General features: G+C 33.8%; 20 protein-coding genes. 9 read left to right on the plus strand and 11 right to left on the minus strand.

The window, feature by feature from the left end; genetic code table 11:
* Positions 1-199: 199 nt before the first annotated feature.
* Positions 200-676 (minus strand): Cys-tRNA(Pro) deacylase, encoded by a 477-nt coding sequence (gene ybaK / locus AC1Q51_RS20485; RefSeq protein WP_072939098.1) that lies wholly within the window; start codon positions 674-676, stop codon positions 200-202.
* A 345-nt stretch (positions 677-1021) separates the two neighbouring features.
* On the opposite strand from ybaK, the gene AC1Q51_RS20490 reads away from it, so the two are divergent.
* From AC1Q51_RS20490 to AC1Q51_RS20500, 3 genes are all read left to right on the plus strand, one after another.
* Complete coding sequence (locus AC1Q51_RS20490; RefSeq protein WP_072939101.1) at positions 1022-2299, plus strand: histidine--tRNA ligase; 1278 nt, start codon at positions 1022-1024, stop codon at positions 2297-2299.
* A gap of 161 nt (positions 2300-2460) precedes the next feature.
* On the plus strand, positions 2461-2772 hold the full coding sequence (locus AC1Q51_RS20495) for a hypothetical protein (protein WP_072939105.1): 312 nt from the start codon (positions 2461-2463) through the stop codon (positions 2770-2772).
* Positions 2773-2994: 222 nt separating this feature from the next.
* Positions 2995-3594, plus strand: a complete 600-nt coding sequence (locus AC1Q51_RS20500) for a hypothetical protein (protein ID WP_065229113.1) — start codon at positions 2995-2997, stop codon at positions 3592-3594.
* A gap of 90 nt (positions 3595-3684) precedes the next feature.
* On the opposite strand, the gene AC1Q51_RS20505 is transcribed toward AC1Q51_RS20500, so the two are convergent.
* The gene (locus AC1Q51_RS20505; RefSeq protein ID WP_000340576.1) at positions 3685-4065 is read right to left on the minus strand and encodes a winged helix-turn-helix transcriptional regulator; all 381 of its coding nucleotides are present in this window, start codon (positions 4063-4065) and stop codon (positions 3685-3687) included.
* A gap of 129 nt (positions 4066-4194) precedes the next feature.
* Here AC1Q51_RS20505 and AC1Q51_RS20510 point away from each other — a divergent pair, with 129 nt between their 5' ends.
* Positions 4195-4878, plus strand: coding sequence for an NAD(P)H-dependent oxidoreductase (locus AC1Q51_RS20510; protein WP_000185605.1), 684 nt, complete (start codon positions 4195-4197; stop codon positions 4876-4878).
* 153 nt (positions 4879-5031) lie between these two features.
* Entirely contained in the window at positions 5032-5313 is a 282-nt protein-coding gene (locus AC1Q51_RS20515; protein WP_025118598.1) for a DUF1292 domain-containing protein, read from the plus strand.
* A gap of 39 nt (positions 5314-5352) precedes the next feature.
* Here the strand turns inward: AC1Q51_RS20515 and AC1Q51_RS20520 are convergent, their stop codons facing one another.
* Positions 5353-6411 carry a pyruvate kinase gene (locus AC1Q51_RS20520; RefSeq protein ID WP_071714311.1) on the minus strand — a complete coding sequence of 353 codons (1059 nt, stop codon included), beginning with the start codon at positions 6409-6411 and terminating at the stop codon, positions 5353-5355.
* 282 nt (positions 6412-6693) lie between these two features.
* On the opposite strand from AC1Q51_RS20520, the gene AC1Q51_RS20525 reads away from it, so the two are divergent.
* A complete protein-coding gene (locus AC1Q51_RS20525) occupies positions 6694-7170 on the plus strand; it encodes a hypothetical protein (protein ID WP_001056360.1) in 477 nt (158 codons plus the stop codon).
* A gap of 71 nt (positions 7171-7241) precedes the next feature.
* Positions 7242-8180, plus strand: a complete 939-nt coding sequence (locus tag AC1Q51_RS20530) for a hypothetical protein (RefSeq protein ID WP_000810149.1) — start codon at positions 7242-7244, stop codon at positions 8178-8180.
* Between the two features lie 60 nt (positions 8181-8240).
* Here the strand turns inward: AC1Q51_RS20530 and AC1Q51_RS20535 are convergent, their stop codons facing one another.
* The 5 genes from AC1Q51_RS20535 to AC1Q51_RS20555 all read right to left on the minus strand — a co-directional run bounded on the left by AC1Q51_RS20535 (position 8241) and on the right by AC1Q51_RS20555 (position 12777).
* Positions 8241-8963: a hypothetical protein gene (locus AC1Q51_RS20535; RefSeq protein WP_065382075.1), complete on the minus strand. Its 723-nt coding sequence runs from the start codon at positions 8961-8963 to the stop codon at positions 8241-8243.
* 338 nt (positions 8964-9301) lie between these two features.
* On the minus strand, positions 9302-10060 hold the full coding sequence (locus AC1Q51_RS20540; RefSeq protein WP_090977657.1) for an SDR family oxidoreductase: 759 nt from the start codon (positions 10058-10060) through the stop codon (positions 9302-9304).
* A 57-nt stretch (positions 10061-10117) separates the two neighbouring features.
* On the minus strand, positions 10118-11776 hold the full coding sequence (locus AC1Q51_RS20545; protein WP_090977564.1) for a putative ABC transporter permease subunit: 1659 nt from the start codon (positions 11774-11776) through the stop codon (positions 10118-10120).
* Positions 11769-12494: an ABC transporter ATP-binding protein gene (locus AC1Q51_RS20550; protein ID WP_492331684.1), complete on the minus strand. Its 726-nt coding sequence runs from the start codon at positions 12492-12494 to the stop codon at positions 11769-11771. Before AC1Q51_RS20550 ends, AC1Q51_RS20545 begins: the two co-directional genes overlap by 8 nt.
* 88 nt (positions 12495-12582) lie before the next feature.
* Complete coding sequence (locus AC1Q51_RS20555) at positions 12583-12777, minus strand: hypothetical protein (RefSeq protein ID WP_000958863.1); 195 nt, start codon at positions 12775-12777, stop codon at positions 12583-12585.
* Positions 12778-12956: 179 nt separating this feature from the next.
* On the opposite strand from AC1Q51_RS20555, the gene AC1Q51_RS20560 reads away from it, so the two are divergent.
* Positions 12957-13316, plus strand: a complete 360-nt coding sequence (locus tag AC1Q51_RS20560; protein ID WP_000859208.1) for a DUF3796 domain-containing protein — start codon at positions 12957-12959, stop codon at positions 13314-13316.
* Positions 13304-13507 (plus strand): helix-turn-helix transcriptional regulator, encoded by a 204-nt coding sequence (locus tag AC1Q51_RS20565; protein ID WP_000896294.1) that lies wholly within the window; start codon positions 13304-13306, stop codon positions 13505-13507. Before AC1Q51_RS20560 ends, AC1Q51_RS20565 begins: the two co-directional genes overlap by 13 nt.
* A 47-nt stretch (positions 13508-13554) precedes the next feature.
* On the opposite strand, the gene AC1Q51_RS20570 is transcribed toward AC1Q51_RS20565, so the two are convergent.
* From AC1Q51_RS20570 to AC1Q51_RS20580, 3 genes are all read right to left on the minus strand, one after another.
* Positions 13555-14520 carry a tubby C-terminal domain-like protein gene (locus AC1Q51_RS20570; RefSeq protein ID WP_492331685.1) on the minus strand — a complete coding sequence of 322 codons (966 nt, stop codon included), beginning with the start codon at positions 14518-14520 and terminating at the stop codon, positions 13555-13557.
* A 329-nt stretch (positions 14521-14849) separates the two neighbouring features.
* Positions 14850-15560, minus strand: a complete 711-nt coding sequence (locus tag AC1Q51_RS20575; RefSeq protein ID WP_072939111.1) for a YjjG family noncanonical pyrimidine nucleotidase — start codon at positions 15558-15560, stop codon at positions 14850-14852.
* 87 nt (positions 15561-15647) lie between these two features.
* Positions 15648-16670, minus strand: a complete 1023-nt coding sequence (locus AC1Q51_RS20580; protein ID WP_098015245.1) for a tyrosine-protein phosphatase — start codon at positions 16668-16670, stop codon at positions 15648-15650.
* Positions 16671-16826: the final 156 nt, after the last annotated feature.

The raw sequence follows: 16826 nt of genomic DNA on the forward strand, positions 1-16826 counted from the left end.
TGCCCTTTTCCCTATTTTACCATTTTATAGAGTTGATATGTTGTTTGTTTTCGGTTGAATATTGTATAAACACTCGGTTAACATAACGTCTCATGATCAGTAGCAAGAAAAAAGGATAATCCGTCCTCATAATGGACTAATTATCCTATAAATCTTTATCTAAATTTAATAAAACAAGAACTTCTTTTCCTATGTATCATTACTTCGTTACCTCACCAAACTGCGCTCTCGTCACTTTCGCCAAGTCATCTACTTTAAGCTCAATTTGTATACCGATTTTCCCTCCACTTACAATCATCGTTTCAAGTGATTGGGCACTTTCATCAATACATGTAGAAAATAGCTTTTTCATTCCAACTGGTGAACAACCGCCGCGAATGTATCCTGACACTTTCGTAATATCTTTAACAGGAATCATTTCAATTTTCTTTTCACTTACTACTTTTGCGGCAGCTTTTAAATTTAGTTCCTCATCTACCGGAATAATAAACACATGATAATTTTTACTATTCCCTTGAGCGATTAACGTTTTATATACTTCTCTCACTTCTCGTCCAATTTTCTCGGCTACTGATACGCCATCAATTTTCCCATCGTCTGGATCATATGACATCATCGAATATTCAATTTTTTCTTTATCTAATATTCGCATCGCATTTGTTTTATCTTTTTTCATAACGTTCTCCTTAAAACTTTATTTCATATCATTAAGTTTTCCTTTATTATACACCCTTTTCCATTTCTCCTACATAACTTCACGTATTTTTCAAAACTAAAAATATTGATAATTCAAAAATCATCTGATATAATTTGGAAAAACTTACGTTAAGGAGAGATTTGCAATGCGAAATGTTAATACTTCTTTCCAACTTCATCATCAAACGTAACGCCGTGTATCCGAAGAAAAATTTTTCTTCGTGGGTACAGGGCTTTTCCTGTTGACCCACGAAGCGTTCATAAAGCTATGTGGGTATTTTTATACCTGCATAGCTTTTTTTAATTTGAAAAAGGAGTGATTATGATGGAAATGAGAAATGTAAAAGGAACGAAAGACTATTTACCAGAGGAGCAAGTGCTGCGAAATAAAATTAAAAGGGCTTGTGAAGATACGTTTGAACGATACGGATGCAAACCGTTAGAGACACCGACGTTAAATATGTATGAGCTTATGTCTTACAAGTACGGCGGTGGCGATGAAATTTTAAAAGAAATATATACACTTGAGGATCAGGGAAAACGTGAGCTTGCCTTACGATACGATTTAACTATTCCATTCGCAAAAGTTGTGGCAATGAATCCGAATATTCGCCTCCCTTTTAAACGTTATGAAATTGGGAAAGTATTTCGAGATGGGCCAATTAAACAAGGAAGATTTCGTGAATTTATACAATGCGACGTTGATATAGTCGGTGTAGAATCAGTCATGGCAGAAGCAGAACTCATGAGCATGGCGTTTGAGCTGTTCCAAACATTAAACTTAGAGATAACGATCCAATATAATAACCGAAAATTGTTAAATGGTATTCTTCAGGCCATTAACATCCCTACTGAATTAACAAGTGACGTCATTTTATCATTAGACAAAATCGAAAAGATTGGGATTGATGGTGTACGAAAAGATGTATTAGAGCGCGGCATTTCTGAAGAAATGGCTGATACAATATGTAATACTGTATTATCTTGTCTAAAGCTTACAATTGTTGACTTTAAAGAAGCTTTCAATAACCAACTCGTTGCCGATGGAGTAAACGAATTGCAACAATTACAGCAATATTTAATCGCTCTCGGAATAAATGAAAATACGATATTCAATCCGTTTTTAGCAAGAGGACTCACAATGTATACAGGGACTGTATATGAAATCTTCCTAAAAGATGGCTCAATTACATCTAGCATAGGTAGTGGCGGCCGTTACGATAACATTATCGGAGCATTCCGTGGTGATAATATGAACTATCCAACAGTCGGCATTTCATTCGGTTTAGACGTTATTTATACAGCACTTTCGCAGAAAGAAACATTATCATCTACAGCGGATCTATTTATCATCCCACTCGGAACAGAATTACAATGCTTACAAATTGCCCAGCAATTACGTTCTATCACTTCCTTAAAAGTTGAACTTGAACTAACAGGACGCAAATTAAAACGTGCCCTTAATTATGCCAATAAAGAGAATATCCCTTATGTGCTTATTATTGGTGAAGAAGAACTTAGTACAGAAACCGTTATGCTAAGAAATATGAAAGAAGGTAGTGAAGTGAAGGTCTCCCTTTCTTCTTTAAGTAGTTATTTATAATACGAACCACCCTCGTTTGGGTGGCTTTTCTATTTTATAGATAATCAACAATTAGTTTACATAAAATAATTACAAGCTACCTAAAACTAAAAATATATAATATCCAATTACCTGTTATTTTTAGTAATATATAGATGTATATTGTTTTAGGAGGATTCACTTTGAAAACCTACATACAAGCACTAAAGTGGACTACAGGGATCTATCATCTTTTATTACTTCCTTGTTATTATGTATTTCCAAGTCTTGTTAACCTATATGGGATACCTTTACTTCTATTGATTGTGTTACATATCACTACTATTTTATTAGCTAAAAAAGTAGACATGAATACGTACCCTCATTATATCGGCATTATCGTTACTCTAGTTGCCTTCTTTCCTTATATAGTAATCGTTCTACATATGATAGCAGCCATTTTTCTTTTATTAGATGCTGTTTCTATGAATGCAAAAGAAGTGTATGATTCATAGATGGATAAAATGAAACTTTAATCCATAGAGTTTTGAGATAGGTTGGCAAAAAGGATTTACTTTTTAAGTAAACCTTTTTTTCATTTTTAATTACTTTCCTTACTCAAGACTAATAAAAGAATATTCTGTTTAATTTTTATAAATTTCTAAATATTTATAATATATTCAAATTAACATACATTTTAGTTATGTAAAAAATCTAAGTTTTAAGGAGATGAATCCATGCTGAAAAAGTTGGTAGCAGGTGCATTATTAACTGTTTTGTCGTTAACTGGAGGACTGGGATCAGTATCAGCTAGTACCGAAAAAGATTATACGATTTCCTCTTTCGAATATGTAACTGTAGATGAAAAGACTGTTGATTCGTTTAACAAATTGAGTGCTCCATTAAAGGAAGACGTAAAAATAACGTTAGTTCTACCGAAACAAAATCAAAATGGAGACTGGTTATCTTATGGATTTTCGAGCAAAGAAAGTTTAGAGTCTTTTATTGAAAAAGATAAACAAAGGTTGAATAATTCAATCACTCCCCTTGGTGTTGGAGGAAGCGGACCTGGTAGTACAGACTTCTATAAACTCACAAATCAAGGTAGCGAGTATTTTTCTCTAAGTAGCGGTTATAAAAACTTGTCTGCTGGTTGGCAAAATCAAATTGTTTCTGTACGTACAGCATCCCCTACCGCTAGCTATTCAACAACACTATGGGAACGTACTTCAACTGAAGGATATGGAAAAGGTGTTGTTTTTAAACATGCTGATTGGTATGGTCAAATTGCAAACTTAAATAACTTTCCAACTTCAGCAGTTGAAGTTAAAAAGTAAAAATATAGAAATAAAAGGTGTTTTCACGTATGGAAACACCTTTTATTTCTACAACTATTTCACATATCTCGTCTATACCAATTTCAACTCTTAATTATTATCTTTCGTATTCCTACTCTCCAAAACCTTCTCCATATTATGAGTTGCCCATTCCATCATTAATAGAATCATTGGACGAAGAGATTCACCAAGATCAGTTAATGAATATTCTACTTTTGGCGGCACTTCACGGTATACTTCGCGATGTATGATGCCATCTGCTTCAAGTTCTCTCAGCTGCAGTGTTAACATTCTTTGTGTGATATTTGGTTTTAATCTTTTTAATTCATTAAACCGCTTTGTACCATCTAATAAATGATACAAAATTACCCCTTTCCATTTCCCTCCAATCACCTCAACCATAGCTTCAACTGGACAAGAATATTTATTTAAAAATGGGTAATTTATATTATTTTCGTTTGGACAATCCATAATAAATCCCTTCCCTTAACATTAGTATCTTTTTTGATACTATACCACATAAATGTGCGTACTTGTATCTATGTTACTTTAAAAATATAATTTACTTACAAAAATAAATTCATGAAAAGAGGAACTTTTATGACAAATACAAAAGAAATTACAAAAGAAAAAATTATGGAGGCTTTTCATTTCAGACATGCATGTAAAGAATTCGATCCTATGCACAAAATTTCAGAAGAGGATTTCAAATTCATTTTAGAAACAGGCAGATTATCTCCTTCTTCTTTTGGATATGAGCCTTGGAAATTTATTGTCGTACAAAATAAAGAATTAAGAGAAAAACTACAACCGTATTCATGGGGCGCTGGTGGGCAACTTGCAACAGCTAGTCATTTTGTTATTGTTCTTTCAAGAAACATTAAAGATATGCATTATGATGCAGAGTATATTAAATATATGATGAACGATATTATTGGATTGCCTGAAGACACTCAAAAAATTAGATATGAATTCTTCAAAAAGTTCCAGGAAACAGATTTTAACTTATTACAATCCGATCGTGCTGTATTTGATTGGGCATCCAAGCAATCTTATATCGCTTTAGGTAATATGATGACGAGCGCAGCTCAAATCGGTATTGATTCTTGTCCAATAGAAGGATTTGATAAAGAGGAAGTAGATTCTTTACTTCGTCAAGAAGGCATTATACAAGGCGATAATCTTGAAGTATCAGTTATGGTTGCCTTTGGTTACCGTAAAGAAGAGCCAAAGCGTGATAAAACAAGACAGACTATGGATACAATTGTTGAATGGATTAAGTAATATAGCACAGACAAATAATGCTCCTAATAGCTGTATACTCATACTAAAGAAGAATCAATTGTTTTCTTACGTATGAATTTGGTTTTTCATGGAAAGATATGTTAGTATGTATACAGTTTGAGTGCTCTATTTTTAGAGTCGAACAGGAGGAGAATGAATATGTCTGATATTGAAGTTGGCGAAGTGTTTACTCTTAGTGATGAGAATAACGAAGAGCAAGAAGTAGAAGTACTTGGAGCGATGGATGTCGAAGGCGCAGAGTATATTGCAGTTGCCTTTGTTGAAGATATCCAAACAGAAACTGAGGAAGACATTGATATTTTCTTTTTAAAAGTAGAAGAAGATAATGAGTTTTCATACATTGAAAATGATGAAGAGTTTGATAAAGTATCTGCTGCTTTTGATAAGATTTTAGATGAACAAGAACAAGAGTAAACACGAGGGGGATGCATATCCACCCTCTTTTTTTATTCATCACTCATTCAGTGATTTATGCAGTAACTCCAGTACATCTTTCATCGCAAAAGGTCCATCTTTTTTAACATGCTCCGCAAATTCTGAAACGAGACGTAATGTTCTCACACTTTCGATTGGATGTTCTCCTGATGCACTTTCAGCTGAAAGCATAACTGCATTCGTCCCGTCCAGTACAGCTTGAAACACATCAGTCACCTCTGCTCTTGTTGGAATAGAATGATCTACCATAGATTGAAGCATTTGTGTTGCTGTAATGACATATGTATTCGTTCGATTACATTCCTGAATCATCATTTTCTGTAAAAGCGGAATGCATTGATACGGTAACTCTACTCCTAAATCGCCCCTTGCAATCATAATTCCATCTGCTTCTTTACATATATCTTGAAAATTCTCGATTGCTTCCATCGTTTCTATTTTTGCAATTAAATTAGGTGACGTTTCTTTATACTGTTGTATAAAATCTCGTATTTCTTTTATATGACTAGGTTTTCTTACGAAAGAACATGCGATAAAATCAACATTCTCCTCTAAAAGAAACTGAATATCTTTTTTATCTTTCTCTGTAATAGCTGGTAAACGAACAGCCGCATCTGGTAAATTAACTCCTTTATGAGATGAGATATTGCCACCTGTTTTTACCTTCGTTTCTATTTTGTCCGTACTTATCTTTTCAACAATTAATTCAACTTCTCCATCATTAATTAAAATTCTACTGCCTACTTTCACATCATTCGTAATTCCTTCATAATCAACACTCGCTTCTGTATTACTCCCTGTAACTGGTTGTGTATGTAAAATAAAAGAATCTCCTGCCTGAAGTGTAATTTGCCCTCCTTTCACTTCACCTAATCTTATTTTAGGTCCTTGTACATCACCCAAAAATTTAATAGAGTCATCTAATGATTTCACTAAACGAATGATGTCTTTATGACTTTCATGCGTGCCATGCGATAAATTCAGTCGAACAATTTTCATACCATTCTTTATTAACTGTGCTAATGTTTCTTTATTATTACTTGCGGGTCCAATTGTACAAATTCGATCGATTGTCATTTTTGTCACCATCCTTTTTTTAATAAGTTTCCCATATGAACTTAAAAATAACAGAGATTCTGACATGAATAGATTTAAATTTACATGAATTTCATAAAATTAAACCTGTATCCCTTGCTAGCTAAGCATTAGAAGATATATTCGCTTTTTTGCAAATGAAAACATGTTGAATCGAAAGTAAAAGAAAAGTTAAGTATGGGATAAACCATTGAGAGTTTCGAAATTTTCATATATTGTATGAATTGAGTTCGAACTCAAAAATTTAAAAAGGTGGGAAAATTAGTGAATATGAAAAAATCTTTATCGGTGACAACTTTAGGGTTAGCGGTTTTAGGTTTTGGTTTTACTAATAACGCAAGTGCTTCAGAGGTCGATACTGTAGACAGGCAGCCCGTTTTAGTTGACTTTGATACAATTCAATCAACAAAAACATCTAGTGTTCCTAGTTTGACTGTTGCAGCTGCACCTAAGAATGACTCTAACATTAGCGTATATACTCCCTTTTTTGGTAACCCATATGCAGTTGCGAAATCGAAATCAACTACGACCGAAGACTATGTTTATGCAAAAGCAAGAACTTTCAATGGCGATGGCTCATTAGTAAATACGAAAAGTAATAGTGCAAAAAAATCATCCTTTGTAAGTGCTACAGCGACCAACACAAGCATTTATTATGGAGATGATTACGCTATCGGTAATCATACCTATAAATTAAGTGGTTATAATGATGTGAATCACGAAACAAAAGCCTTCTGGTAAGAAAGAGAAAAAAGATATGCATCTTGCATATCTTTTTTCTCTAATACTTTACATATATTGAGGTGCTATTTATGAAACAAATATATATTATTATCGGTGTTTTACTCATTTCATTACTTACAATTTATATTTTGTTCAATACTTCAATCATACAACCTCATCCACCTTCTAAAGAAAATAAGAGAGAGCAACAAACCAATACTATTTCTTACGGATTGAAGGATAATCAAGGCCAACATATTAACAACGGTAGTACAATTACTAGTGAGGATAATAAAATTAATGTATCATTATCATTCGTACATACTATTAACGAAAACCGAAAATATGGATTAATTGTTCTAGAAGATTACGAACAAAAACCTTTTAAAATAGAAGATACTACTAATGAAATATCACACTATTTTTTTGATATGAAGCCAAACAGTTCAATGACTACGAAAATCTCTTTACACACTTCTCCTAATGCAAGTGAATTAACCTTTTTAATAATTAAAAAACCTGAATACAAATTAAAAGATAATAACTTAAATAAAGCAGCTATTTTAGAAGACATTCTAAGTATGCGATACTCAATGCATCCTCCTCAGAAAGAAAGCGAAAAAATAAAACTCTCCCTTATAGATCCAGATGCTATTTTAAAAGATGGTCTTTACGAACCATTATTTGTTACGAACCGTGAAGAGAACTTACAAACTGTCTTCTTTGAAAAGGAAGGCAAGCAATTAACCCTATCAAACGGTAATGAAACGAATGATGAAATGACTTACGCAATCGTGGCTTTTAAAGATTGGAAACAAGTTGAAATATTTAACAATAGAAAAGTCGTTTATACTAAAGTTGCACCTGAAACGAGGCAAATCTTTAATTTCATATTGCCTTCAGTGGATCAGGAAAGTAATTTTCAACTCGTCGCTTTTCCATTTCCTTTTAAAGTTAGCGAAGAAGATTATGTCAGTCAACAAGCATTCAGTTCTTTTCGCATCGTAATTGAAAATGAAAATAAATAAGTTATACTATGCACAGTATAACAACCAAAAAAGCCTACTGACACGAGTAGGCTTTTGAAACTACGAAAGTTTCGTCAATAACTGATTTAAATCTTTTTTCGTTTTCGTCGTTAAAGATTTCATTTTATTAATATCGATTTTTTCTTTCTCCGCTCCTACAATTAACGGATACATACTTTGACCGATTGTTTTAGAATCCGTCGGATGTGATGCCTCTAGCTCTTTTTCAATCACATCCCACTTTTCATTAATTTGTTTGCCAAGCTTATTCACTGTTTCCAATTTCGGATTAGCAGCTAACTGCTTGTCCAAGCTATCAATTAATGCTACAACTTCTTTAACATTCGTTTTCACAGCAACACTTTTCTTCGGATCTTTCGTTGTCTTTCCGTTATTGTTTGTGCTTGTACTTGTACTTGTGCTTTGATCTGTTGTTTTCCCGCTAGTCGTTTGATCATTCGTTTTTCCTGTCGTCTCTTTTTCTTTTGTTTTTACATTTTCGTTTTGAGTTGACGTTTTGCCGTTACTTTCTGTCCCTGATGATTCTTTCGTATTTTTTGCATCCTTATCTGTTTTTTCATTTGAAGAAGTATTTGTTTCTTTTTCAGTATCTTTCGTTGTTTTTGACGCTTCATCTGCACTTGTCGTTTTTGCTTCTCCATCATTTTGCGCAGTTACTTGCTCTTTCTTTTCCGTTTCTTTATCTGCTGAAGGACTACAAGCTGCCATAGTAAGCATTGTACCAATTGTTATCGATGCGATAGCGACCTTTTTCATTTTCATATAAATCCCCCTATGTTTTACATAATTTATCCTCCCCTTTACGATTCGATTCCCCCTTAAAAAATCCCTTTTCATACGAATTATCATCTTTCCGACAGTAATCTTCATAATAATACGTACAAAAACTGATAAACTCATTTTAATATTCGAGTTTCTTCTACTTCATTTTTCTACTTGCAAGTAAAAGAAAAAGAGTATATTGTCACATTAAGAATTACTATCTTCATATGACGATATACTCTTCTATCAAATTTTTATCTTTCTTGACATTTTATTTATACAAAAAAATAAAATTTTCTTTCGTTTTTTGTTTCTCAACATTTGTTAACATAATATTTTTATGAATAACCACCATTCGAGTGAATGACTTGCCCAGTAACCCATTTCGCTTCTTCACTTACTAAAAAAGAAATTAAGCGCGCAGCATCCACCGGTTCTCCTACTTTACCTTGCGGGAACTTCCATACTAAATGATGCTTCAGCTCCTCTGTAATCCATCCTGTATTCGTCGGTCCTGGATCTACAGCATTCACTGTAATCCCCTTCTCCATCGCAACTGGTGCTACTGACTTTGTAAATGCTTCAATTGCCCCTTTCGTTGCTGCATATGCTAGTTCATCTGGCATTGGACCTACTGACTGTCCTGAAGTAAGATTAATAATACTCCCGCCCGTTTTAAGTGAATAATGTTTTATAAACAATGAACTTAATAGCATAATAGCCCGAACATTAACTGTATAATGTTTATCCAACTGCTCTACATCTAATTCCTCAATTCTCGTATGAGTAGAATATACTGCATTATTAACTAGAATAGATGGATCACCTAACCGTTCTGATACCATATAAAACAAACGATTTGGCGAATAAGACTGCGATAAATTGATTTCTGCCATTTCACATCGAACATCGTAACTTTCAATTTCCTTTTTCAGCAAAAAGGGTTCTTGATCACTCATTCCCCATGGCATCGCTTTATCATACTTTGGCCAGTACGTGAAAAAAATGTCTATCCCCTTTTGAGCAAGCACCTTGCATACAGCTGCACCAATTCCATTCAGACGAGTTGCCCCTGTTACAATTGCTATTTTCTTCACCTTTTTCTCCTCCATCTATACACAGATCCCCTGCATGAATACAGAGGATCTATCTTCTTATTGAATATTTGACAGTATACGTTCAGCACCTAATTTTAACATTTTAATAAAGATATAATTTACAATCGTAAACATTACAAATAAAACGATAAACATAACCCACAGTCCGACATGAAGGAAGAAGTATAATACACTTACTCCCCCCACAATAATTAAAGCTATTAAAATATTAGCTAAAAAATTCCATAAAGTTGTATATCGACTTTTAAATAATTTCTGCTCTGTATCCCAATGAATATCTGCAGTTTGTGCGTCCCAGCGTGTTCCAATTAAATTAATTAACAGTAACCCGTTCGCACTTAGTAAAAACCACAGTATCATAAAGACTGGAGAAATCCCAGCTACAACTGCCATCGTAATACCGAATACTGCTAAAATGATTACATTAATTAACCAAGCAGTGATTGCTTTCGCAAAAAAGATATCCGCAGCCTTTACTGGTAAATAACGATTCACAAACCAAGAGTTTCCATCTCGCGAAAATGACGTTGTTGCAATGACGTTACTCCCCATTAAAAATAACGATGCACAAAGGCCAACACCTATTGCAAATCCCGTTGTCTCTGGATTGTTAATATACTCTGTAATAAACTTTAAATTTCCATCTTGCACAAATAAAATAAAGAACAACATAATTGGCATAACGAAAGTTTGTACAATGCAATTTAAGAAAAATTGTGGTGTACGGAATAACGTTTTAAATTCTTTTTTCACATACGCTTTTAAATGCGAACTTTGTACTGTTGATTTCTGTAAACCTTCCGCCGAAATAACTTGTTTCTTTGCTGTACTCGTTGAAAGTCCAATAACCCCTTTTAAATATGTACGCTCTGCTATGTAATAAAACAACACAAAGAAGACAAATGAAATAACTGCAAAGATTATTACATATAAAGGTCCCTTCCAATTTGCATTTTCTACTAATGCCACTGCTCCAAAATATGTAGTTGGAAAATAATTTGTCATTTGTACTAAAAGAGAAGATTGATTATTTACAAGGTATTCCGCAGCCCCATCTCCAGAAAACGCACTTTTATTTCTCCACTGCATAAATACGTTAATTCCTACAATAAATAATATACTTACGATTCCAATAAATATATTTCCTCGATCTTTATTTTTCGCTATATTTGTATACCTCATAATAATTGTCATCAGTAACGAAGCTAATACTAACGGCACGATTGGGAAGAGTAAGTAAATAAAAATCATATATATGTAATATGTAATAAATGCGCCACTTTTTAAACCGTACGTAATGAAGATTGGTAATAAAATAAATGAACTCATTACGTATTGTGTAATTAATACCGTTAAAAATTTTGCCGAAATAATTTGCGCTGGTTTTAATGGTAACGGCAGTAACATTTCAATATCATTGCTGTAGTAAAATACAGTTAAAATGTTCGTTATACTCATTAAAAATACCCATATACTCGCAATCGCAAGTCCCATTGCAATAATCATTCCCGGCCCTTGCCCTAATTGTTTCAAACCTTCATACATTCCGTGCGTCATCGAACCAAATATTAAAAATCCAACAAATAAAATAGCTGCAAATGAAAATAAATACGCCCATCGCTTCTTCTTATCTGCTATAAAATCTGCGTAATTTAACTTTAATAGTACCTTCGTTAACGTCCAAATTTTACTCATTGCCCGTCATCTCCAAGAACATTTTTTCAAGTGATTCATTGGATTTAAAATGATCTCTCATTTCATCTAAATTTCCTTTAAACTGCAAATTCCCCTTATTAATAATAGCAACCCGGTCACATATTTTTTCCGCTACTTCTAATACGTGCGTAGAGAAAAATACAATCTTTCCTTTATCCGCATGTTCTCTCATCATTTCTTTTAAAATATATGCAGATTTCGGATCAAGCCCTGTTAACGGTTCATCTAAAATCCATACATCTGGTTCATGCACGAGCACACCAATAATAACGATTTTTTGTCTCATACCGTGCGAATAACTTTGAATTTGATCAGATAATGCATTATAAAGATCAAACTTCTTCGCTAAAGACTCTATTCGTTCTTGTCTTACTTCCTTCGGCACTTCATACATATCAGCCATAAAGTTTAAATATTCAATTCCTTTTAAACGTAAAAACATATCTGGGCTATCCGGCACATAACCAAACGTCTTCTTTGCTTCCATCGGCTCTTCCATAATATTTTTTCCATTAATCGTAATAGTCCCTTTGTCCACCCCGTGAATGCTAGTAATCATCTTAATTGTCGTGGATTTACCCGCACCATTTGGTCCTAAAAATCCAAAGATTTCGCCGCTAGGTACAGATAAACTTAAATCTTTTACTGCATAAGTAGACCCATTATAACTTTTTGACACATTCGTAATTTCAATCATTCCATCCAATCCTTTCCTTAATTACCAAATAACTATATTGATATTATAGCATACTTCCATTTTAAGATTTTTACATTTTTCAGTTTATTTAACCTTTAAAATAAATATACACCCCTAATCCAACAACTAAAACGACAGCTAGTATAATATAAATCATTGTTAATCGTTTAATATTCCCCTTTGTCGCTTTGCTATAATTTGCATCACCATTCCGCCCAATTAACACCGTCGCAATGACAGTAATCACTACAAGTAATACAACGATCATGATCCAAGTTAGCATTTCTTCCTCCCCCTCCTTACAACCATTTTACAATATTATCCTCTTTATTTCGCAGCATATTTCCTCTTTTTACTATTATTATGAAGCAAACTGGAAAACTATTATTACCATTCCTATCCAATTGTGATATATTTGTAACATAACGTAACTTATTTCTAACAACGTAAGGAGGACCTATCATGAAAACAACTTGGATAAAATATTTAGGATTTCTCGGTTTCTTCGGTTTCCTCGGATTTTTTTATGAAAAAGGATTGTTTACTATGTTCTGTTTCTTCTCCTTTTTCACATCGTATAGAACAGTTCAACACGATGAACTGTTTGAACAAATTGTCAATAAATCGTGTCGCAATGCATTTATCGTTACATTACTAACTACCGCTATCATTATATTTATTGAAATGTTATTTCCAAACCCGGCGCTACAAGAAATTGATATCGCTCTTATTTTCGGCACACTCATTCTTACGTTCGGTTTTTCTATGTTCTTTTATGATAAACCTGTTGATGAAATGGAAGATGCACCATGGCGTTCGTAACGAAGATAAAAGAATACCGCGCAAAATTGAACATGACACAAGAAGATTTAGCGAAGCAAGTTGGTGTACGGCGTGAAACAATTAGCCACCTTGAAAAAGGTAAGTATAATCCTTCATTGCAACTCGCTCACGATATAGCGAAGGCACTTCATAGTACGATTGATGAGATTTTTATTTTTGAGGATAAATAAAAAATACCGTCATTCTTTCCAAGAAGAATGACGGTATTTCTCATAGATTATCCATATAAAACCGCATGAAATACGCCTAATAGTAAGTATTGATCCTCCATGTAATCTCCATCATATGCATTCATCTCGATGTAATACATATCTTCCTCAAGACGAATGTTCCAATCTGCGATTAAATAGCCTTTTCGTAATAATTTTCCCATTCCAAATGAAGTTTTATGAACAACATATTCTTCTGCCTTATATGTAAAGGTAAATATAAAATTTGCATCCAATAACTTTCCGTCACATACAAGTATTTCATGCTCTGCATCATTATTATCGATGTACGTTACTAAAATCTTTCTTTGGCGCTGCCTACTTACATCCTTTGCAATGACGCGAATATTGCCCTTACTATCCTTTATTTCATAAATGATATTACTACCAATTTTCGGAATGAAGTCCAGCACTCTCATCAACGTATTTTTATAATAACCCCGTACTACGCCTACTTGCTCACTTCCATTATAAAACTCTATCGGCGTCGTATCTGCTTTGCTATCACACGGTCGTTTGTAAGAGAGCTGCATCATTCGCTCTCCTCTTAAGTACTGATCAAACGTCACAGGATATTCTATCATGCGCAGTTCTTTATTTAGCTCATACAAATAGTGTTGAACACTCTCTATTAATGTTGTAGTAGATATAAGCTCTTGAAGTTCAAATTCTTGCCAGCTGGAAGAAACATTCCATTGATTATGATCCTCTTCATAGAAGAAACCAAGAATTACCTCTTCACGGTCAGCCGTTTCATATTTCATAGGTACGTTCTGCCCGTGTTGAACTTGTTCCATCCACTGACCTAAATAAATGCCCAGCTCCGCAACCTTCACACATGATTTTTGAAAAAATACGCTGTCACTCGCGCAAATCGTTACATCTCCTTCGATAAAGCCCTTTGAATAAGCATCATACCGTGGCTCATCCTTCTGCGGGAGATTCTTGTCTAACTCAAATAAAAACTTTAACATTCTTTATTCACCTCTAGTTGTTACACTAATCATACATGACATCGCATCACGCTAGGAAACTATTTATATACGCATATTTAATTCACGCATTATAACACGTGAATGACCTTGTATAGTAGCTCTATTTTTTTGTTCTATATCTTAGTATATGAATTTATATGAGCGATTTTTCAAATATATCTATCGCAACTTACAATATATCAACGATTTTTCAAATATATCTATCACAACTTACAATATATCAACGATTTTTTCAATATATCTATCACAACTTACAATATATCAACGATTTTTTCAATATATCGATTTTTCGACAAATATCAGCATGATTAAAATGAAGCTACCTTTTCTTCCGCCACTTCTACAATTTCTAAAATTTGTAGAAGACTCTCCACTTCATAAGTCGGGTTAACATCTGTCCCGTTTTCTTTCAAACTCGGATTATACCAACACGTATCAATGCCGTAATCTTCTCCGCCTTTCATATCAGAAGTTAACGAATCTCCAACCATTAGTACGCTTGATTTATCAGTAATCCCAAACTTCTCAAACGCATAATCAAAAATCTCACGTGCTGGTTTTTGATGACCAACTTCTTCAGAAATAATAATGTAATCAAAGAAATTACATAAAGGCGAATTTCCGATTCTTGATTGTTGCACCTTCGTATATCCATTCGTAATAATACCTAACTTGCAATCTTGTAGATTTTCACATAATTGTACTGCGCCTTCTATAAGATGTACTTCCTTCCCTAAATTTTCAAGGTATACATCACTAAATTGCTGCGCATCTACGTCTATATTATGAATTGCAAATAATTGTCTAAATCGCTCTACGGCTAATTCACTTAGCGTAATCATTTTATTTTCTAAATCTCTCCATAATCCATTACTAATCTCTTTATAACTTGCAAGATAATCATTATACCCTGTAGACATACCAAACTGTACAAACGCATTATGTAATGCGTGTCTTTCCGTTTTTGGGAAATCTAATAATGTATCATCTACGTCGAATAATATAACTTTGTATTTCATGATGTTTTTCTCAACTCCTATATTCTCATAGCTTAATTATAACAACAATAAGAAAGGGAGGCTAATTAAAACCAGCCTCCCTTCTTTTTACTTTTCTTCCAGCAGTAACTCTTTCATTTCCTCTAACGACTCTTTCGTAAAGCCAAGAGCCCTTTCAGCGTATGCTTCAACTGATCCGTATTGCTTTTGAATTTCACCAATCGCAGCTTGTAAATATTCGGCGCGCGCTTCAAACATTGCACCTAATATCGCTCTGCTCTCATCGTTTTGTAATTTCGCACCTAAAAAGGCCATCATTTTTTCATTTAACTTTTCACGGAATCCGTTACTTAATAAGTAATCTTCCATTACCGTTTTTTCCGGTACGCCTAGTAAAAGTAATAATAATGCTGAACCAAATCCAGTACGATCTTTTCCAGCTGTACAGTGGTTTACTAACGGTAAGTTTTCCGGGTTTTGCGCTAAGTTTAAGAAGCTCACGAATGCCTCGTTGCCACTTACGAAATCTTGATTCATTTTCACAAGATACTCACCTGGTTTTCCTAACATAGAAAGGTCACCAACTTGGAAAAACTCATTTATATTTAAGTCTTTCGCTAAGTCTTGCATAACTGGTAAGCACACTTGACGAGCACCTGTAATTTCTGGATTCGGCTTATGCTTCACTTCAAAGTCTGTACGGTAATCACAAATTAACTTTAAGCCAGACTTTTGTAAATACGCAATATCCCATTCTGTTAGTCCTGCTAATTCTTCAGAACGGTATAATTTGCCCCATTTCACTTTACGGCCTTCAGTCGTTTCATATCCACCCATATCACGGAAGTTAAACGCACCTTGTAATGGCAATCTACGCTCAGCTACTGTCACTGCTTGTCCATTACTTCCTACTAGTCTAAAATATGGACGTTCATTTTCACTCGGGTTTTCAATTGTATATGATAATTCTCCATTTACAGTTGCAAGTAGTTCTCCATTTTCTTCAATACGATCTGGTGAAGTACTCCAATAAATACGAACTTCTTCTATATTATTTTCCCATTTTATTTGTAACGTATTATCTTCATTTCTCTCTACAGTTGCTTGTAGCCAATTTCTTTGCTGCTCCATTCTTTCACCAACGCTTTCTCTTATAGTCAAATCTTACTCTATTTTATTATAGGAATAACTACTTTGTCGTTCTCATTTTTCTTTTTATCTTACAAACAGGCGAAAAGTTCTTTTACTTGTTCAAAATTTGTACACGGGTTCCCACTAGATGTGTCC

The organism is Bacillus sp. MT94 (assembly GCF_058792475.1).